This window comes from Streptomyces lasalocidi (assembly GCF_005280215.1).
Taxonomy (GTDB): domain Bacteria; phylum Actinomycetota; class Actinomycetes; order Streptomycetales; family Streptomycetaceae; genus Streptomyces; species Streptomyces longwoodensis.
The window spans coordinates 827931-847486 of the sequence record NZ_SZNQ01000001.1 but is presented as its reverse complement, the minus strand read 5'-3'; the positions used below and the strand labels follow the sequence as shown (position 1 = coordinate 847486).

Below are 19556 nucleotides of genomic sequence, written 5' to 3'. Positions count from 1 at the left end.
CGATCAGCGCGGCCGCTCGACCCGCTCGACCCTCTCGTCTACGATTCGGCGGATCTTGCCCACCGAGCGTTCGAGCGACTCCGGGTCGACGATCTCCACCGCGACCGAGACGCCGATGCCGTCCTTGACGGCCGCCGCGATGGAGCGGGCGGCGGTCACCCGGTCCTCGGGGGAGGCGTCCGGGCGGGCCTCGGCGCGGACGGTGAGGGCGTCGAGGCGGCCCTCGCGGGTCAGGCGGAGCTGGAAGTGCGGGGCGACGCCCGGGGTGCGCAGCACGATCTCCTCGATCTGGGTGGGGAAGAGGTTCACCCCGCGCAGGATCACCATGTCGTCGCTGCGGCCGGTCACCTTGTGCATCCGGCGGAACACCCGTGCCGTGCCCGGCAGCAGCCGGGTCAGGTCCCGGGTGCGGTAGCGGACGACGGGCATGGCCTCCTTGGTGAGCGAGGTGAAGACCAGCTCGCCCTCCTCGCCCTCCGGCAGGACCTCGCCGGTGAACGGGTCGACGACCTCCGGGTAGAAGTGGTCCTCCCAGATGTGCAGCCCGTCCTTGGTCTCCACGCACTCCTGCGCGACGCCGGGGCCCATCACCTCCGACAGGCCGTAGATGTCCACGGCGTCGATCCCGAACCGCTCCTCGATCTCCCGCCGCATCTCCTCGGTCCACGGCTCCGCCCCGAAGACGCCGACCTCCAGCGAGGTGGAGCGGGGATCGACGCCCTGGCGCTCGAACTCGTCGAGCAGGGTGAGCATGTAGGACGGGGTGACCATGATGATCCGGGGCTCCAGGTCCTGGATCAGCTGCACCTGACGGGACGTCATGCCGCCGGACGCGGGGACGACGGTGCAGCCGAGCCGCTCGGCGCCGTAGTGGGCGCCCAGGCCGCCGGTGAACAGGCCGTAGCCGTAGGCGATGTGCACCGTGTCGCCGGGCCGCCCGCCCGCCGCGCGGATCGAACGGGCCACCATGTCGGACCACGTGCCGAGGTCGGCGTCGGTGTAGCCGACCACCGTCGGCCGCCCGGTCGTGCCGCTGGAGGCGTGCAGCCGGCGGATGCGGTCGCGCGGCACGGCGAACATCCCGTACGGGTAATGCTCGCGCAGGTCCGCCTTGGTGGTGAACGGGAAGCGGGCCAGGTCGCCGAGGGACCGGCAGTCCTCGGGACGGACACCGGCCTTGTCGAACGACTCCCGGTAGAACGGCACATTGGCGTACGCGTGCTCCAACGACGCCCGCAGCCGCTCCAGTTGCAGCGCCCGCAGCGCCTCCACGTCGAGCCGTTCCCCCGCGTCCCACAGGTCCCGCGTCTCCACCATGGACGCCACTCCCCCGAACCGTACCGAACCCGTACCACTACGCCATACCGGGCGACCGATCATTCGGTCGAGTCGCCTGGGATCAGTAATTCAGGCACCCCGGCCCGCTGGCAAGAGCCCGGGACGAGTTTCTCGCCCCCGGCCATCCCGTTGCGGACGCCCGGCCCGCGAGCGGAGGATCTCGCGGTATGCCGACCTTCACCGCGCCCGACGGGACCCGCCTCGCCCTCCACGTCCGGGGGGAGGGCCCGCCGCTCGTCGTCCTGCCGGGCGGCCCCATGCGGGCCTCCGCCTACCTCGGGGACCTCGGCGGTCTCACCGACCGCCGGCGGCTGCACCTCCTCGACCTGCGGGGCACCGGTGACTCCGAGGTGCCGGCCGACCCGGCGACGTACCGCTGCGACCGCCTGGTGGACGACGTGGAGGCCCTGCGCCGGCACCTCGGCCTGGAGCGGATGGACCTGCTCGCCCACTCCGCCGGCGGCAGCCTGGCGATGCTGTACGCGGCCCGTCATCCCGAGCGCGTCGCACGGCTGGTGCTCGTGACCGCCATCCCCTGGGCGCTGGGCTGCCGGCCCACGGCCGAGGACCGGCTCGCCGCCGCACGGCTGCGCCGGGGGGAGCCCTGGTTCGCGGGGGCGTTCCCGGCGTTCGAGGCGTGGCTGCGGGACCCGGCGGAGTACGACCCGGTCGTCTCGCCCTTCTTCCACGGCCGCTGGGACGCCGCGGCTCGCGCGCACGACGCGGCCGCCGACGAGCAGTGCAACGACGCCGCCGCCGAGGTCTACGGCTCCGAGGGCGCCTACGACCCACCGGCCACCCGGGCCGCGCTGGCCCGGTGCACGGCCCCGGTGCTCGTCCTCGCCGGCGCCCTCGACGGCGGCCCCCGGCCCGACCTGGCGCGCCGGGCGGCCGAGGCCTTCCCCGACGCCCGCTCCGTCGTCCAGCCCGGCGCCGGTCACTACCCCTGGCTCGACGACCCCGAGTGGTTCTCGGCGCAGGTCGACGCGTTCCTGGCCGGGGCGGCGGCGCCGCGAGAGTGACGGCCGGTTCCGCTGACGCCCCGTCACACCCCCGGACCGCTTAGCCCGCGCGGCGCGTCGAGGCGTCAGGTCCCCGAAGTCCGGGAAGTCCCGCTCATGTGCTCTGTCCGCGGTACGGGACCCTCGCTAGGCTGGCCGCGGACGACGGAACCGGGAGGAGCACGGACGTGGCCGAGAGCACCATCCAGCAGCAGCGGGTCGTGGGCTGGGACAAGCCGGAGCTGGACCTCAGCAACGCCGAGTGGCAGTCCAGCAGCCGCGGCCTGGGGGATGTCCAGATCGCCTTCGTCGAGGGATTCATCGCGATGCGCAACAGCCGCCGGCCCGAGAGCCCTTCCCTGATCTTCACGCCCGCCGAGTGGGGCGCGTTCGTGTCGGGGGCGCGGGAAGGGGAGTTCGACCTCACCTGATCCGCCGCGACCCCTGCGGCCGGAGCGCCATCCGGGCGGGTTGTGGCCCGTTTTCCGGACACGCGACGCGGCGAGGCCCTGCCGGGGCGGACACCTGCGCGAAGGTGACCCCAGCAGGAGCACGGTCGCACTCCGGAGGTGAGGATCATGAGCAGTCTGCCGGTGGTCGCGGCGGTCGACGGGTCCGACGACAGTCTGCGCGCCCTCGACTGGGCCCTCGACGCCGCACGCCTGCATGACGCGCCGCTGCGCGTGGCACACGTACGCCACTACGCCGCGTGGACCCAGCCCGGTGCGCCCATCGTGGTGCCGCCCGCCCCGGACGAGGACCCCGTGCTGCTGGACGCCCGGGCCCGCGTCGAGGCCGCGGGGGAGGTGCCGGACACCGAGTACGTCGCCCTCGACGGCGCGCCCGGCGGACTGCTGCCCGGGCTCGGCGCGGAGGCGCGGCTGCTGGTGCTCGGCTCGCGCGGCCGCGGCGGCTTCGCCAGCCTGCTGCTCGGCTCCAACGGGCTGACCGCGGCCCGGGACGCCGAGTGCCCGGTCGTCGTGGTGCCCCGGCCCGGCCGCCAGGTCGACGACGCGGTCCCCCAGGAGCCCGGGCCGCGCGTGGTCGTCGGCCTGAAGGTCGACGCCCCCGACGACGGCACCCTCGACCTCGCGTTCACCGAGGCCGCCCTGCGCGGTGCCCGGGTCCAGGCGGTCGCCGCCTACCCCTGGCCCGTCCAGACCTGGTCGGCGCCCGGCGAACTCGTCCCGGCCGGCGTGGACCAGGACGTGATCGAGAACGAGACCCGCACCCTGGCCGAGGGCTTCCTCGCCCCCCACCGCCAACGCCACCCCGGCGTCCGCGCCGACGCCCACCCGGCACCCGGCGACGCCGCGGGACACCTGGTCGCCGCCTCCCAGGACGCCGACCTGGTGGTCGTCGGCCGCCATCGCCGCCGCCTGCTCGCGCCCACCCGCATGCTGGGCTCCGTCACCCACGCCGTCCTGCTGCACACGGCGAGCCCCGTCGTCGTGGTGCCCCCGACACCCGTGGAGGAATGAGCCGCGCCGCACCCCCGGCGGCCCGCCCCGCGCGCACCCCGGCACCGGCGCCACGGACGCGCGGCCCGCACGGCGTCGAGGGGCCCCGGACCCGTACCATGGCGGCATGTCGTTCCTCCGCCGCCGCAGCGCCACGCCCGCCGGGCCCGACTTCGACGTACTGGCCATGGACCCGGGCGACTGGCCCGGCAACCTCGGCGCCGGCCTGCTGCCCGCCCCCGACGGCAGCTGCCAGGGGGTCTACCTGCGCTACGACCTCTTCGGCGGCCGCGGCCCCGCGATGATCATCGGCAACCTGCCCGAGGGCTCCCCGGCCCGCGAGGTCGCCGAGGGCGAGGTGCCGTTCGAGGTGGCCCAGCTGCTCGTCGCGCTGGGCAACGACGAGGAGGTGACCGTCGTCGGCGTCGAGGACGTCCCGGTCATGCAGGGCGACAACCTGCTGATCGTGCGCCGCCTCAAGCTCTCCGAGGGCCGCATCTCCTGCGTCCAGTTCGACCGCAGCGACAACGTCCTGGTCACCATCGCGGCCTGGGACCGCCCCATCACGGACGACCTGTACGCCCTGCTGAAGCCGCTCCCGGCGGAGCTGTTCCAGCAGGGCTGAGGCCGGTCCCGCGGCGCTAGGCCGCCGGGACGACGTCCACGTCCGCCGCCCGGACGAACGCCACCCGGTGGCCGTACTGGATCTCGTAGTACAGGTCCTTGCCGACGACCACCCGGTGCGAGTCGGTCGTGAAGGTGACCGCGTAGTAGTACTCACCCGGCACCCGGTCGCCCACCACGTACCGCTGGCCCTTGGGCACCGTGTACCGCAGCGGCGACACCGCCTGCGCCGGCACGCCCTCGGCGTAGGCGGACGCCTCCGGGTACGCCCGGCCGTACACGGGAATGCTGTCCCGTCCCTCCTTCGGCGTGATCACCAGGCCCGCCGCGGGCACCGCCGTCGGCTGCTCGGCCGGGTTGCGGAACCACGCCTTCTGCCCGAGGTACCAGATCGCCGTCCAGTCGCCCCAGCGGTCGGCCACCGCGTACTGCTGGCCCGTCGAGACCCGCGAGGACAGGTCGTTGACGCCGGTCGTCGGGGTCGTGCCCAGGCCGATGTCCTTGATCAGCGGCGCGTTCTCGTCGTGGTCGGAGTACAGCCGCACCTCGCTCGACCCGTGCGTCGCGCACGGCTGGCCCGCGGTCGTGCAGCCCGTGTACACCGGCTGGTTGGCCGCGTAGTCGGGCCGGATCGTCACCACGGAACGGCTCTTGGTGGGCATCGGCCGCAACGGGTGGCCCAGCAGCTGGAAGTAGTGCGCCCAGTCCCAGTACGGGCCCGGGTCGGTGTGCATGCCCGGCACGGTCGACGTGGTCGGCCCGGGCACGGTGTCGTGGCCCAGGATGTGCTGCCGGTCCAGCGGGATGCCGTACTGGACGGAGAGGTACTTCACCAGCCGGGCCGAGGCGCGGTACATCGCCTCCGTGTACCAGGCGTCCGGCGCGGCGAGGAAGCCCTCGTGCTCCAGGCCGATCGAGGCCGCGTTCACGTACCAGTTGCCGGCGTGCCAGGCCACGTCCTTCGCCTTCACGTGCTGGGCGATGTGGCCGTCGGTGGAGCGCAGCGTGTAGTTCCAGGACACGTAGGTCGGGTCCTGCACCAGGTTGAGCACGCCCTCCCAGGCGCCCTCGGTGTCGTGGACGACGATGTACCGGATGCGCTGCGAGGCCGGGCGGTCGCCCAGGTCGTGGTTGCCGTAGTCGTTGTCGCCGAACTGCTCGTAGGGCGCCGGGATCCACTCGCACGACACCGACGCGGGGCACTCGGTGCCCTCCGCCGAGCCCGCGCGCAGCCCGGTGCGCCGCAGCTGGCGGGTGTCGGGCTCCAGGCCCGGCCGCGCCGCCAGGGCGACCGGTTCGCCGGAGTCCGTGGTGCGGCGGGCGCCGGAGCGGATCACGTCGTACACGTCGTCGGCGTAGGCGGCCGCGGTCGCCGTGTCGTCGGCGCCGGAGAAGCGGGCCACCGCGCCGTACCAGTCGGCCGGGTCGGCGCTGAGGGGTTCGCCGAGCGCGCGCTGGTCGGCTGCCAGCAGGGCGGCGCCGCCCTCGATGTTCGCCCCCGGGTCGGTGCGCAGGTCCGCGGCGCTCCGCCCGGTCAGCCCGGCGGCCTCGGGCAGGGTCTTCAGACGGGCGGGCAGCTCGTCGGCCTCCGGCAGCGTCGCCTCGGGGCGCAGGGCCGGGCGGGCGCTGTCGCCGCGCGCGTCCTCCGTACCCGTGGCGTGGTGCTCGGCCGTGGCGAGCGCGGTGCGCGCGTCGGTGAGGTGCATGGGGCCGTAGCCGCCGGTCACGCTGGGGGCTCCGGCGTGCGCGTCCCAGCGGGACTGGAGGTAGGAGACGCCCAGCAGCACGCTCTGCGGCACGTGGTACTCGGCGGCGGCGTCGGCGAACGCCTGCTGGAGGGTGCCGGAGGCGGCCGGCTCCGACGGCGACGCGCCCGAAGGGGCCGCGCCGAGCAGCGGCAGCAGGAGGGCTGCGGCCGCCGCCGTGCCGGCGGTTCTCCGGGTGGGGGTGAGGGATCCTCGCAAAGCGGCCTCCTGGAACGGGGGGTGCGTGGGGGTGCGGGCGGGGCCGAGCGTGTCAGTGGTATCGGCTGGCCGACGATCCGTCAATCATGCCCACACACCGGTGATTTCCCTCGTCACCAGGGGGTTCGGCGAGTTTCGTGGCGGCGGCCCGCGGGCCTGCGACGCGTCAGTGGCTTACACCAATGGGGGTGCCGCGGGCGGGCGCGAAGGAGTCCGGACGGACGGACGTCCGTGGTGCGCCCTCGTTCGTGGCGCAGCACGGACCGTCCGTCCCCTCAGCGGGTGCCGACTGCGGCGCGCACCGCCCGCCGGGCGAGCTGGCAGTCGTCGTGCAACCGCCGCAGCAGCAGCCGCTGTTCCTCACCGGACGGCGCGGCGCCCGGCTGGGCCGCCGCCGGTGCCGCCGGGGCCGCCTCGTGCAGGGAACGCTGCACGGCCGTCTCGTAGGTGCGGATCTCCCGGGTCAGCACCAGCATCAGGTTCACCAGGAAGGCGTCGCGGGCGGCGGGACCCGCCGACTGGGCGATCTGGCTGATCTGACGGCGTGCCACCGGCGCGTCGCCGAGGACCGACCAGAGCGTGGCGAGGTCGTAGCCCGGCAGGTACCAGCCCGCGTGCTCCCAGTCCACCAGCACCGGGCCGGCCGGGGACAGCAGGACGTTCGACAGCAGCGCGTCGCCGTGGCAGAACTGGCCCATGCCGTGGCGGCCCGCGCTCGCCGCGATGCCGTGCAGCAGCTTCTGCAGGTCGCCCAGGTCCCGGTCGGTGAGCAGGCCGAGCTCGTGGTAGCGGGAGACGCAGGCCGCGTAGTCCAGCGGCGCGTCGAAGGTGCCCGCCGGGGGCCGCCAGGCGTTGAGCCGGCAGATCGCGCCGAGCGTCGCCCTGATGTCCGCGCGGGGCGGGGCCTGGAGGGGGTGCCGGGTCAGCGCGGCCGCCCGTCCGGGCATCCGCTCGATGACCAGCGTGCAGTTGTCCGGGTCCGCCGCGATCAGCCTCGGCGCCCGCACCGGGGGGCGGTGCCGGACGAACGTGCGGTACGCGGCTATTTCGTGCCGGATGTGCTGCGACCAGGCGGGGGAGGGGTCCAGTAAGCACTTGGCGACGGCCGTGCTGCGGCCGGTCGTGCCGACCAGGAGCACCGAGCGCCCGCTGCGGCGCAGCACCTGCACGGGCGCGAACTCCGGACAGATCCGGTGCACCGACGCGAGCGCGGTGCGCAGCTGGGCGCCCTGCGGACCGGACAGGTCGAGTCTCCCGCTGAGCGGTTGGGCCCCGAGCCCCGGCGGGCGGCGCTGGCGGCCCACCAGCGCGGGCGGCGCCGACCGCACGGAGGGGTCGAGGTAGGGGCCACCGCCCTGGCGGGGGCGGAGCGGCCGGAGCGGTGCGGACACGGAGGACGATGCTGTGTACATGGGCGAACCAGATCCCTTCGTGCGCCTCGACATCGAATGCGCTGCCCCGGCCGGCCGCCCGGTTGCACCCTGGGGAAGTGCGTCCGTCATGTGACAAGCGGCCGGGTCGGGGTGGCGCATGTCTACCTGACACCCGGTGTCCCGTGGCACACCATCTGGCGCACCCTGGCGAACCCTGGCGAATAGTCGCCCGGCAACTGTGCCGGGGCTACTGTCAACTCAGCCGAGAACCTGGGGGCTTTGACGTGAGCGGACAACCCAACACCCGCCTCGCGGACCTGTTCGGCCTGGCCGGCTGGTCCAAGGGGGAACTCGCGAGGCTGGTCAACCGGCAGGCGGCGGCCATGGGCCACCCCCAGCTGGCGACCGACACCTCGCGGGTACGGCGGTGGATCGACACGGGCGAGATCCCGCGCGATCCGGTGCCGCGGGTGCTGGCGGCCCTGTTCACCGAGCGTCTCGGCCGTGTCGTGACCATCGAGGACCTCGGTCTGGTCCGGCACGGGCGCACGGGGAAACGGCAGGGCGACGGGAATGCGGAACATCCCGACGGTGTGCCGTGGGCGCCCGAGCGGACCGCCGCGGTCCTCACCGAATTCACGGGAATGGACCTCATGCTCAACCGACGCGGCTTGGTGGGCGCGGGTGTCGCGCTCACCGCGGGCTCCGCACTCAGCAGCGCCATGTACGACTGGCTGCACACCGATCCGACCCTGTCCGCCGACGCTCCCGTCATCGACCGTCCCCTCCACGCCGACCCCGCCGGGTTCGACCGCTACGAGGCCGCCCCCGTCGGGCACGAGGAAGTCGAGGAACTGGAGCGCTCCGTCGAGGTGTTCCGCGCCTGGGACGCCGCTCGCGGCGGCGGCCTCCAGCGCAAGGCGGTGGTCGGCCAGCTCAACGAGGTGGGCGGCATGCTCGCCTACCACCACCCGTCGCACCTCCAGCGGCGCCTGTGGGGCGTCGCCGCCAACCTCGCCGTCCTCGCGGGCTGGATGTCGCACGACGTCGGCCTGGAGCCCACGGCGCAGAAGTACTTCGTCATCGCCGCGCACGCGGCCCGCGAGGGCGGCGACCGGCCCCGGGCCGGCGAGGCCCTGTCCCGCGCCGCCCGCCAGATGGTGCACCTGGGCCGGCCCGACGAGGCCATGGACCTCATGAAGCTCGCCCAGTCCGGCTCCGGCGACCGGGTCCTGCCCCGCACCCGGGCCATGTTCCACACCATCGAGGCGTGGGCGCAGGCGTCGATGGGCAAGGGCCAGGCCATGCGCCGCACGCTCGGCCGGGCCGAGGACCTGTTCGTCGCCGACCGGGGCGACGTGGAACCGCCGCCCTGGATGCAGACGTTCAAGGCCGAGGACCTGTACGGCATGCAGGCGCTGGCCTACCGCACGCTGGCCGAGTTCGAGCCGGGGGCCGCCGTGCACGCCCAGCACTACGCCGAGAAGGCACTGGCGCTGCGGGTCGACGGGCGGGAGCGGTCGAAGATCTTCGACCACCTGTCCATGGCCTCGGCCTGTTTCATCGCCGACGACCCGGAACAGGCGGCGCGCTACGCCCGGTTGGCCCTGATGTCGATGGGGGCCAACTCCTCGCGCCGCACCTGGGACCGGCTGCGCGAGATGTACCGGCTCACCGCGCAGTACTCCACCTGCCCGAAGATCAGCGAACTCCGCGAGGAGATCATGCTGGCGCTGCCCAGGACGAAGGGGAGCAGGGGCGGTTCGGCACCCGCGTGAAGGCGCCTGACGTGAAGGCGTCAGGCATGGAGGTGCCGGACGTGAAGGCGCCGGGCACGGAGGTGCCGGACGTGCAGGTGCCCGTCGTGCAGGTGTCAGGCGGGGGGTGCGGAGGGGAATGGCTCAGGAGGTCACCCGGGCCGCCAGCACACACGCGTCGTCCGTCCGCGCGGCCCCGCCGAACTCGGCCACGAGCAGCCGTACGCAGTCCTGTGCGGTGCGCGCCCCGGTCAGGTGCGGGGCGAGGTCGAGGAGGCGCTGTGCGGCCGGTGGGCCGCCGTGCCCGGGCGCCAGCCCGTCGGTGTGCAGCAGGAGCAGGTCGCCCTCCCGCAGCCGCTCCTCGGCCTGTCCGTAGACGGCGCCCGCGGTGGCGCCGAGGAGCACGCCGTCCGGCGGGGTGAGCCGGCGCCCCGTCCCGTCGCGGAACAGCAGCGGGGCGGGGTGTCCGGCCTGCGCCCAGGTCAGGGTGCGGTCCTCGGGGCGGTACCGGCAGCACACGGCGCTGCCCAGGGCGGGCTGGACACCGCCGTCGAGCAACTGGTTCAGCAGGGCCATCAGCCGGTCGGGCCCGGTGCCGGCCAGCGCCATACCGCGCAGGGCGCCCAGCAGCATCGCCGTGCCGGAGGTGACGGCGGGGCCGTGCCCGGTCAGGTCGCCGACGCTCAACAGCGTCTGGCCGTCGGACAGTTCGAGTGCGTCGCACCAGTCGCCACCGGTCGGTGAACCCGTCGCGGCGGGCAGGTGGTGGGCGGCGACGTCGAGCGAGCGGGGTCCTCGGTGCGGGAGCCGCAGGAAGCCGTGCCACGGGGGAAGGACGGCTTCCTGCAGCTCGACCGCGACCCGGTGGCCGGTCCGCACCCGGTCCCGCCGGTGCAGCGCGTCACAGGTCTCGCCCACCGCCTGGCGGCTGCGGCGCAGCGCGCTGACGTCCCGCAGCACCGCCCACATCGCGGCGGCGCTGCCGTCGGCGGCGAGCACGGGTTCGCCCATCATGTGCACGACGCGGACCTCGCCGCCGGTGCGCACGCGGAACTCCCCGTCGATGGGCCGGGCGTCGACGAGGCAGTCCGTCACCATCGCCGTGAGCCGTGGCCGGTCCTCCTCCAGGACCAGGGACGGCAGTTCGTCCAGGGTGAGCGCGGGGGCGGCCGGGTCGCGCCCGAGGATCTCGTACAACTCGTCGGACCACACGGCCTCGTCCGTCAGCAGGTTCCACTCGGCGCTGCCGACCCGGCTCAGCAGGGCGCCGCCCGTGAGCGCGGGGCCGGGGGCGCCGTCACTGTCGGTGTCCGGGGCGGGCGGCGCCGGGGGCCCTTCGCGCAGCTGTGCCAAGTGCTGGTCGAGGTCGTCGAGTTGGTGCAGGGCGAGGTCGTACAGGGCGCGCCGCCACCGCCCCTGCGGATCGGCCCCGTCGCCCTGTGCGTCGCGTCGTACGGCGTCCACCTCGCCCTTGAGGCGTCGCGTCTGCGAGATCAGTGCCTCCACCGAGCCGCGTCCGGGCGGCTGGGCGGCGGGGCGATCCGCAGAGAGGTGGGACGGCATGACGCGCTCCGATGCGGGGACGGCGGGGCCGGGGTGGGCGATAGGGCCGTTACGACTGTTGCACAGCCCGCGACGCCGTGTAAGGGATTCGGCGACACACGATACGGTGGTGCTTCCGGCATATGCCAGGGTCTTCCGGGACCGTTCCGGGTGCGCTGGTGGCGTACCTCCCGGCCCGGCCAAGTCGTAGGGCATGTACGCGACTTGAGGGACGTGAGGGGCTCGCCGGTCCACCGGTCAGGTGTTCGTCGCTCATGCGTTTGAGGCGGGGTGCCCCGCCGCGCCGGCGGAGCCGGAGCGGCGGGGCCGCGAGAGGCGCCTCGGGAGGGGCCCGACCGTTGAACTGTGATGCAGGTCACATCAATTGGGGGCCGCTGCGGTGTACGGAGCCGACCCCCTGCGTGCTCGTAGAGACATGGACATCACCCTTGAACAATCCGCCCAGGCCCGGCTGATCACCGCCGAGGAGCGGGAGCTGCCCGTCGCGGCCACCCTGCGCTACGCCTCGGGCGACCCGCTGGCGGTCCACGTCGACTTCCCGCCGGAGGTCAGCCTGGACGGCGAGTGCTGCACCTGGACCTTCGGCCGCGCGCTGCTGGAGGACGGACTGGGCGGCTCGGCCGGCACGGGGGACGTGCGGATCTGGCCCTGCGGTCCGGAACGCACGGTGCTGGAGCTGCACTCGCCGCACGGCCTGGCGCTGGTCCAGTTCGACACGGCCGCGCTGCGCCGCTTCCTGCTGCGCAGCTACGCCGTGGTGGCGGCCGGCCAGGAGGACGTCGGCGCCGTCGTCGACCGCGGGCTCAGCGCCCTCTTCGACGGCGTCTGACCCGCGCCGGGCCCGCGGCCCCGCGGCCGGGACGCTCAGCGACCGGTGTCCGTGTACAGCGCCGGACGCGGGGCGAGGTCGACAGGGGTGCGCAAACCGCTCTCCAGCGCGCGAACGCCGGCCTCGGCCACGGCGGAGGCCGCGTAACCGTCCCAGGCGGTGGGGCCGGTGGCCCGCCCCTGCCGGGTGGCGTCCACCCATGCCTGCACCTCGCGGTCGTAGGCGTCGGCGAACCGCACCAGGTAGTCCTGCGGCACCTCGGCGCCCGCCGTGCCCGCGGTGGTCAGCAGCAGGCCGTGGTCTTCGCCGGCGCGGGCGCTGCCGTGCTCGCAGACCGCCTCGCAGCGCACCTGGTAGCCGAAGCCGCAGTTCACGAAGATCTCGACGTCGACGAGGGCGCCGCCGTCCGTCTCGAAGAGCACGAACTGCGGGTCCAGCAGGCCCTGCGGAGCGCCGCCCGAGGGACGCGGGCGCAGCACGGTCACCGCGGTGAGCTCCTGGCCGAGCAGCCAGCGGGCCGCGTCGATCTCGTGCGAGACCGAGCTGTCGATCAGCATGGCGCTGGTGAAGCCGGGCGGCGAGGAGACGTTGCGGTGCACGCAGTGCAGCATCAGTGGCCGGCCCAGGCGCCCGTCGTCCAGCACCCGCTTCAGCCGCCGGTACTCGGCGTCGTAGCGCCGCATGAAGCCGACCTGTGCGAGCCGGCGCCCGCCGCGCGCCTCCGCCTCGACCACGCGCAGCGCGCCCTCGGAGTCCGGCACCATCGGCTTCTCGCACAGCACCGGCAGTCCGCGCGCGAAGGCCGCCAGCAGGGCCTCCTCGTGCGCGGGTCCCGGGGAGGCGATCAGCACCGCCTCGACGCCGGGCGCGTCCAGCGCGGCCTCGGCCTCGGCGTGCACCGTGACCCCGTCGATCCCGGCGGCCGCCTCCTTCGCGCGCGCGGTGTCGGGATCGGCCACGGCGGCCACCCTGGCGCCGCTCACCCCCCGGTCCAGGCGCCGCACGTGGTCGGCCCCCATGTGGCCCGCACCCAGGACGGCCACCCCCAGCAGCTCCGACACGATCCCGGCTCCTTCCCCAGTCCGCACCCACCCGGCCCGCGCGACGACCCGCACGCGCGGTCCTCAGGGTGTCATGCACGCAGGCGAGGGACGGCCGGTGGCCCCGGGGGACCGGTCTGGGCGGGTCGGCGCTGGGTCGGCGGCGGCTCAGTAGCGCAGGACGCCCGCGATGCCCTGGGCGTCCCCGAGCGTGCCGTCCGGGACGAAGCGCACCTCGGCGCCGGTCTCCAGGCACTGCTCGACGATCTCGTCCACGATGTCCTCGCGGGCGTCCAGGTCGTCGCCGTCGGCCGGGACCAGGTGGTCGCCGGCGTCGCGCACGGTGACCCGGTAGTCCTCCTCCACGGCGAGCAGCCGCACCCGGCCCTCCCGGGCGCTCTGCCAGAGCTCGTCGACGCCGGCCGCGAACGTGCGGTGCCCGCGCGCGGCTTGGAGCTCACGGGCCACCGCCTCGTCCTGCCGCCGCGCCTCCTCCTCGAGCAGCGGGTGCACCGCCTGCCACACCGCCTCCGGCGTCCCGTGGGCGAGGCCGCCGTGCGCCAGGTGCACGGCGTCGCGGGCCGCGCCGCCGAACTCGTCCAGCAGGGACAGCGCGGCCGGCTCGCCGGTGACGTACACCGGCCGCGGGTTCTCGCGCAGCAGGCCGGTGAGCGCGGTGTCGGCGTCGCGCAGGAAGTGCCGGGTGTCCTCGTCGCGGAAGGTGCTCGGCAGGTTGCCGACCCGCTCCAGCCGCTCGGCGTCGAAGTTCTCCTGGCTCCGGGTCAGCGGGAAGCCGCCGGAGCGCTCCTCGGTGACGTGCCCGGCGCCGCCGTTCCAGAGGGTGACCCGGTCGGCGGAGACCGACAGCACCCAGAACGGCCGGTCGGCGGCCTGCGCCGAGACCAGGTTGCGGGTGAGGAAGGTGTCCGACAGGACCACCCGCTCGGGCACGGACCGGGCCAGCGTCCACACCTGGTGCTCGCCCGGGGCGGCGAAGATGACCAGTCCGTCCTCGGTCTCGCGCAGGTCCACCTCGGACAGGGCCCGGTCGAGCTGCTCCACGACGTCCAGGCGCCGCTCGCGGGTGACCGCCGGGTCGGACTCCAGCTGCTTCTTCGCCGCGGCCACGACGTTGCGCAGCCGCACCGGGTCCTGGGCGGTGTCGGGTCCGCGGCGGTGCGTCGGCGTCAGCACGGACACCGCGGGGTAGGGCCGCGGGCGGCGCAACTCGGACAGGGCGGCGGGGCTGAGTGCGTGCTCCATGCACAGCACGATAGGGCGAACGGGGACAAACCGCCTCGGGATCATGGTCTCCCTGGTCCGGGACGCGCTGACGCCGGACCCGCCCGCCGGTTACCGTACGCGTCAGTAACCGGAGTGGCCGGCCACCGGGCCGGGTTCAGGACCGCACCCGCAGGAGGCACCCATGCCGCAGCTCGAAGTCGACGGCGCCCGGCTGACGTACGACGACGAGGGCCCGCGCGACGGCAGCGGGGTGCCGCTGGTGTTCGTCCACGGCTGGACCGCGAACCGCCACCGCTGGGACCACCAGGTGGCCCACTTCGCCGAGCGCCGCCGGGTGGTCCGGCTCGACCTGCGCGGGCACGGCGACAGTGGCGGGGCGGGCGTGCGGACCATCGGCGAGCTGGCGCGGGACGTCGTCGCCCTGCTGGACCACCTGGGGATCGAGCGCTGCGTCCTGGTCGGCCACTCGATGGGCGGGATGATCGCGCAGACCGTCGCGCTCGAGCACCCCGGGCGCGTCGAGCGGATGGTGCTGGTCAACTCCATCGGCCGCATGGCGTACAACCGGGCGCGGGGCCTGCTGATGGCGGTGTCCACCCTGGTGCCGTTCAAGCTGTTCGTGGCCACGAACATCCGGCGCGCCTTCGCGCCCGGCTACCCGCGCGAGGAGGTCCGGCGGTACATCAGGGACTCCGCGGACACCCCGCGCGAGGTGGTGATGACCCTGTACGGCGCCATGCGCGGCTTCGACGTGCTGGACCGGGCCGGCGGGATCCGCACGCCCACCCTGATGGTGCACGGCTACCACGACGTCCAGCTGCCGGTCGGGCAGATGCTCCGGCTGGCCGCGGCGTACCCGGACGCCACCGTCCGCGTCCTCGACGCCGGTCACGAGCTGCCGGTGGAGAAGCCGGCCGAACTCACCGCCGTCCTGGACGCGTTCGTCAGCGGGCGGAACTGACGGGCACTCAGTCCTCGCGCTCGGACAGGCACGAGCTGCCGCTGGGCGGGAGCGAGCCGTACATCAGGAAGTCGTCCACCTTGCGGTGCACGCACTTGGACGAGCCGTACCCCGTGTGCCCCTCGCCCTTGTTGTCCAGCACCACGGCCGACGGACCGAGCCGCCGCGCGGTCTCCTCCGTCCAGCGGTAGGGCGTCGCCGGGTCGCCGCGGGTGCCGACCAGCAGCATCTTCGGGGTGTCGACGCGCTTCACCTCGTCGCGTATGTAGTCGGTGCCGGCGGGGCGGCCGTAGCACATCAGGACCTGGGTGAGCCGGTAGCGGCCGAACACCGGCGAGACCTGCTCGTACTCGGTCCGCAGCCGGCGCAGGTCGGCGGCGATCCGCCCGGCCGCGGGGCGGTCGGGGTCGTCCGCGCAGTTGATCGCCATCAGCGCCGCCGGGAGGTTGTCGAGCGGCACGTCCTCCTCGTCGACGAGGGCGCCCGGGGTCGGCCGCGGGGAGCGCACGGGCAGCGTCATGCCGCCGGTGGCGAAGGTCGCCACCCCGCTCGTGTCGCCGTTCTCCACCAGCTGCGACAGCGCCCGCTCCAGCGACGGCCACCACTCCTCGCTGTACAGCGCCTGGCTGAGCGCCGCGACCAGGTCCTGACCGGTGAACGGCGGCCCGTAGTCCGACGGCACCGGGTCCTCGTCGAGTGAACTCACCAGCCGTACGACCTCGTCGCGGGCGGAGCGCGCGTCGGTGCCGAACGGGCACGCGATGTCCTTCACGCACCAGGCGACGAAGTCCTCCAGCGCGACCTGCTGGCCCGCGGCCCCGGCCAGCCCCTGCTCGGCCAGCGGCTCGGTCAGCGTGTCGACGCCGTCCAGCGCGATGCGGCCCACCCGGTGCGGGAACTCGGCCGCGTACACCGCGCCGAGCCGGGTCCCGTAGGAGAAGCCGAGGTAGTTGAGCTTCTTGTCGCCGAGCGCCGCGCGCAGCACGTCCAGGTCCCGCGCGGCGTGCACGGTGCCGATGTACGGCAGGACCGGCCCGGAGTGCGCGGCGCACTGGTCGGCCGCCTCCTTCAGCTGGTCGAGCACGGTCCGCGGGTCACCGAGGTCCGGCCGGCCGCCGAGGCCCGCCGCGAAGGCGTCCTCCTGGCCGGCTCCGCAGCTGACCGGGGAGGAGCGGCCGACGCCGCGCGGGTCGAAGGTGACCACGTCGTAGTGGTCGGTGAGGTCCATGAACTCCTTGCCGCCGTAGGCGAGCTGGGGGACCCCCGCGCCGCCGGGGCCGCCGAAGTTCAGCACCACCGAACCCTGTTTGTCGCCGGTCGCGCGGTAGCGCGCGAGCGCCAGGTCGAGCGTTCCCTTCGCGGGGTGCGCGTAGTCGAGCGGGACGGTGGCCTTGCCGCACTGGAGGTCGTGGGGCATGTCGTCGCCCTCGCACGCCGACCATGTGATCGTCTGGTCGTAGAACCGGGACAGGCCGGGTCCGTCGCCGCTCCCGGCGACGGCCGTGGGCAGCCCCGCGGCGAGCAGGGTCAGCGCGGCGGCTCCGGCGAGCGCGCAGCGGCGCACCGTGGGACGCGTCGACAGCTTGACCAGCATCAGTGCCTCCCGGACGCCCCGTCGTCGGTCGGGAACCGGCGCCCTCGCTCACGATAGGCGGCCTCGCCGGGGCCCGCCTCCGGACGGGTGACGCAGCGCGACGGACCGTGGTCGGGGGGCCGCGGTGCACCGGTTCCGCATATTTCCCGACAGTTGGAGGGGATCGCCGCCCGATGGGGTGAAAGGGCGATCAGCCATTACTGGACCGGTTCGCCCGCGTTCTACCTGATGCGGGCGAGGGCCCGTGACGATGTCTGGAAGGCAGGGACCTATGAGACGGGTTGCCCGAAACGGGGTGATCGCCTTCGCCGCCGCCTCCGGCGCGATGGCCGTGGTGATGCCGGCGCACGCCGACTCCTCGGCGGACGCGGCAGCGGTCGGCTCGCCCGGCGCGGCCAGTGGCAACGCCATCCAACTGCCGGTGGACGTGCCGGTGAACGTGTGCGGGAACACCGTGAACGTGGTGGGACTGCTGAACCCGGCGGCGGGCAACGCCTGCGCCAACACCGGTGCCCGCGACGAGCACGCCTCCTCGGGTGCGGCCGCGGACGCCGAGGCGGCCCAGTCGCCGGGCCTGGTCTCCGGCAACGGCGTCCAGCTCCCCGTCGATCTGCCGGTGAACGTCAGCGGCAACACCGTGGACGTCGTCGGCATCGCCAACCCGGTCATGGGCAACACGTCCGTGAACGGCCCCGGCGACACGCACGGCGAGGAGCCCTCCGCCCCGGAGGAGCCCACGGCACAGCCGCCCCGGCACGTGCCCCCGGCGCCCGAGCACGAGCACGAGCCCGGCGGCCGGGCCGCGTCCGGCGAGCGGACCGAGGCCCAGTCGGGCACGGTGACGGCCCTGGCCAGCACGGGTGCCGACGCCACGTTCCCCGCGCTGGTCGGCAGCACGGCCATGATCCTGGGCGGAGCCGCCCTGTACCGGCGCTTCCGCACCACGGGCCGCGCCTGAGCCCACGCCGCGCACGAGGGCCCCGCCGGACGCACTGTCCGGCGGGGCCCTCGGCCGTCCGGGTGCGGATGGGGGCACCAGGTGGCGCCTGCGCCGGGGCGGGGTGAGTCACTTGGTCGCGGCCCCGGACCGGTGGCGAGTCACCGGGGGAGCCCGGGCCGGGGCCGGGTGACCTGATCGTGCTCACGCCGCCCCGGGAACGCGGTGTGCCGGGCGCCCGCGACCACCGCCAGCGCGGCGACCAGCAGCGGCAGCGCCGTCCACGGCAGGGCGCCCGCGCCCGCCCCCTCCAGGACCAGACCCCCGGTCAGTGAGCCGCCCGCGATGCCCGCGTTGTACACGGTCGCCTGGAGCGACGTGGCCACGTCCGCCGCGGCCGGTCCCGACGCGTCGACCAGGGCCGTCTGGATCAGGGTCGGCGCTCCGCCGAACGCCACGCCCCACAGGGCGACCGCCCCGAGCAGCACGACGGGCTCCCCGGCCCAGCGGCCGAGGACGACCATCACCCCCGCGCACAGCGCGAGCGCGGTCAGCAGGGCGAGCCGGGGGCGGTGGTCCACGACCAGGCCCGTCACCCAGATCCCGGCGACGGTCGCGGCCCCGAACACCAGCAGCACCAGCCCGGTGGGCCCGCATCCCGCCCACGCGCTGAAGGGGGCGACGTACGTGTACATCACCTGGTGGCCCAGCAGCAGGAACAGCGTCACCGCCAGCACGGCCGGCAGGCCCGGGAGCACGGCGACCCGGGCGACCGGCACGCGTCCGCCCCGCGCCTCACCGGGGAATCCGGGCACCCGCCACCACACCCAGCCGAGCACGCCCAGCCCCGCGAGGGAGAGCAGCCCGAACGCCGGGCGCCAGCCGACCGCCTCCGCCAGTGCCGTCCCGGCGGGCACCCCGGCGGCCAGCGCCAGGGTGATCCCGGCCAGGACGACCGCGATGGCCCGGCCGCGCCGCTCGGCGGGCACCATCCGCGCCCCGTACCCGGCGAGCATCGCCCACAGCGTCCCGCCCATCACCCCGGCGAGGACCCGGGCCGCGAAGGTGAGGGTGTAGGACGACGACAGCGCCACCACCGCGTTGCTCGCCGCGAAGCCCAGCAGGGCGCCCATCAGGACCGGCCGCCGGGGCAGCCCGCGCACCAGCGCGGTGACCGGGATCGCCGCCGCGAACGAGGCCACCGCGTACGCCGTGACCAGAAACCCGATCCGCGCCTCGGGCACGCCGAGCGCCGGGGCCATGCGCGGCAGCAGCCCGGCGGGCAGCAGTTCGGTCAGGACGGCGGTGAAGGCGGCCGTGGACAGGGCGAGCAGCCCCGACCAGGGCAGGGGCGCGGGCAGGGAGGTGGCCTTGACCAGGGGAGAGAGGGACATGCCACCATGGTCGGAGGTTCACATCAGTGTGAAGGCAAGCGCGGAATGCGAGGCCCATGAGGATCGGCGACCTCTCCCGGCGCACCGGCGTCCCGACCCGCCTGCTGCGCTACTACGAGGAACAGGACCTGCTCCACCCCGACCGCGGTGACAACGGGTACCGCGACTACGGCGAGTCGGCCGTGCGGGACGTGCAGCAGATCCGCGGGCTGCTGGACTCGGGGCTCACCACGGAGATGATCCGCGCGATCCTGCCGTACCTGTCCGGGCCGGACGAACTGGTCCTGCCCGCCGAGCACCTGACCCCGCAGACCGCGGCCCTGCTCCAGGGACACGTGGACCGCATCCAGGCCCGGATCGACTGCCTGGCCCGCAACCGCGACCGGCTGCTCGCCTACCTCGCGGCGGTCCGGCCGGACGGCGGGGCGTCGTCGTCCGGGTGAACGCTGCCGCTGAACCGGCCGGTCACGGGTACA

The 19556-nt window shown here is 74.6% G+C and carries 17 protein-coding genes; 9 read left to right on the top strand and 8 right to left on the bottom strand.

Translation table 11 applies throughout. The annotated features are described in order from the left end of the window. Positions 1–3: 3 nt before the first annotated feature. Positions 4–1317 carry a phenylacetate--CoA ligase PaaK gene (gene paaK, locus E4U91_RS03660; RefSeq protein ID WP_137305191.1) on the bottom strand — a complete coding sequence of 438 codons (1314 nt, stop codon included), beginning with the start codon at positions 1315–1317 and terminating at the stop codon, positions 4–6. Between the two features lie 188 nt (positions 1318–1505). Here paaK and E4U91_RS03655 point away from each other — a divergent pair, with 188 nt between their 5' ends. From E4U91_RS03655 to E4U91_RS03640, 4 genes are all read left to right on the top strand, one after another. Next, a complete protein-coding gene (locus E4U91_RS03655; protein WP_137305190.1) occupies positions 1506–2360 on the top strand; it encodes an alpha/beta fold hydrolase in 855 nt (284 codons plus the stop codon). A gap of 167 nt (positions 2361–2527) precedes the next feature. Next, complete coding sequence (locus E4U91_RS03650) at positions 2528–2770, top strand: DUF397 domain-containing protein (protein ID WP_067228882.1); 243 nt, start codon at positions 2528–2530, stop codon at positions 2768–2770. A gap of 147 nt (positions 2771–2917) precedes the next feature. Continuing rightward, entirely contained in the window at positions 2918–3820 is a 903-nt protein-coding gene (locus tag E4U91_RS03645; RefSeq protein ID WP_137305189.1) for a universal stress protein, read from the top strand. A 106-nt stretch (positions 3821–3926) separates the two neighbouring features. After that, positions 3927–4424, top strand: coding sequence for a hypothetical protein (locus E4U91_RS03640; RefSeq protein ID WP_137305188.1), 498 nt, complete (start codon positions 3927–3929; stop codon positions 4422–4424). Between the two features lie 16 nt (positions 4425–4440). On the opposite strand, the gene E4U91_RS03635 is transcribed toward E4U91_RS03640, so the two are convergent. Together E4U91_RS03635 and E4U91_RS03630 are read right to left on the bottom strand one after the other, a co-directional pair. After that, complete coding sequence (locus E4U91_RS03635) at positions 4441–6387, bottom strand: N-acetylmuramoyl-L-alanine amidase (protein WP_137305187.1); 1947 nt, start codon at positions 6385–6387, stop codon at positions 4441–4443. Positions 6388–6662: 275 nt separating this feature from the next. Then, a complete protein-coding gene (locus E4U91_RS03630) occupies positions 6663–7799 on the bottom strand; it encodes an aminoglycoside phosphotransferase family protein (protein ID WP_137305186.1) in 1137 nt (378 codons plus the stop codon). Positions 7800–8044: 245 nt separating this feature from the next. On the opposite strand from E4U91_RS03630, the gene E4U91_RS03625 reads away from it, so the two are divergent. Continuing rightward, positions 8045–9538: a DNA-binding protein NsdB gene (locus E4U91_RS03625; protein ID WP_137305185.1), complete on the top strand. Its 1494-nt coding sequence runs from the start codon at positions 8045–8047 to the stop codon at positions 9536–9538. 123 nt (positions 9539–9661) lie between these two features. Here E4U91_RS03625 and E4U91_RS03620 read toward each other — a convergent pair whose 3' ends face one another. Further along, entirely contained in the window at positions 9662–11080 is a 1419-nt protein-coding gene (locus E4U91_RS03620; protein ID WP_137305184.1) for a PP2C family protein-serine/threonine phosphatase, read from the bottom strand. A gap of 415 nt (positions 11081–11495) precedes the next feature. Between E4U91_RS03620 and E4U91_RS03615 the strand changes: the two genes are divergently transcribed. Continuing rightward, the gene (locus E4U91_RS03615; RefSeq protein ID WP_137305183.1) at positions 11496–11909 is read left to right on the top strand and encodes an SsgA family sporulation/cell division regulator; all 414 of its coding nucleotides are present in this window, start codon (positions 11496–11498) and stop codon (positions 11907–11909) included. Positions 11910–11944: 35 nt separating this feature from the next. Here the strand turns inward: E4U91_RS03615 and E4U91_RS03610 are convergent, their stop codons facing one another. Together E4U91_RS03610 and E4U91_RS03605 are read right to left on the bottom strand one after the other, a co-directional pair. Then, positions 11945–12970, bottom strand: a complete 1026-nt coding sequence (locus E4U91_RS03610; RefSeq protein WP_137305182.1) for a Gfo/Idh/MocA family protein — start codon at positions 12968–12970, stop codon at positions 11945–11947. A 147-nt stretch (positions 12971–13117) separates the two neighbouring features. Further along, positions 13118–14212: a baeRF3 domain-containing protein gene (locus E4U91_RS03605; RefSeq protein ID WP_137305181.1), complete on the bottom strand. Its 1095-nt coding sequence runs from the start codon at positions 14210–14212 to the stop codon at positions 13118–13120. Positions 14213–14375: 163 nt separating this feature from the next. Here E4U91_RS03605 and E4U91_RS03600 point away from each other — a divergent pair, with 163 nt between their 5' ends. Continuing rightward, positions 14376–15155: an alpha/beta fold hydrolase gene (locus tag E4U91_RS03600; protein WP_137305180.1), complete on the top strand. Its 780-nt coding sequence runs from the start codon at positions 14376–14378 to the stop codon at positions 15153–15155. Between the two features lie 7 nt (positions 15156–15162). On the opposite strand, the gene E4U91_RS03595 is transcribed toward E4U91_RS03600, so the two are convergent. Beyond that, complete coding sequence (locus tag E4U91_RS03595) at positions 15163–16749, bottom strand: alpha/beta hydrolase (protein WP_137305179.1); 1587 nt, start codon at positions 16747–16749, stop codon at positions 15163–15165. Between the two features lie 271 nt (positions 16750–17020). Here E4U91_RS03595 and E4U91_RS03590 point away from each other — a divergent pair, with 271 nt between their 5' ends. Then, a complete protein-coding gene (locus tag E4U91_RS03590) occupies positions 17021–17707 on the top strand; it encodes a chaplin (protein ID WP_137305178.1) in 687 nt (228 codons plus the stop codon). A 140-nt stretch (positions 17708–17847) separates the two neighbouring features. Here E4U91_RS03590 and E4U91_RS03585 read toward each other — a convergent pair whose 3' ends face one another. Continuing rightward, entirely contained in the window at positions 17848–19080 is a 1233-nt protein-coding gene (locus E4U91_RS03585; protein WP_137305177.1) for an MFS transporter, read from the bottom strand. A 56-nt stretch (positions 19081–19136) separates the two neighbouring features. Here E4U91_RS03585 and E4U91_RS03580 point away from each other — a divergent pair, with 56 nt between their 5' ends. After that, positions 19137–19523: a MerR family transcriptional regulator gene (locus tag E4U91_RS03580; protein WP_137305176.1), complete on the top strand. Its 387-nt coding sequence runs from the start codon at positions 19137–19139 to the stop codon at positions 19521–19523. Positions 19524–19556: the final 33 nt, after the last annotated feature.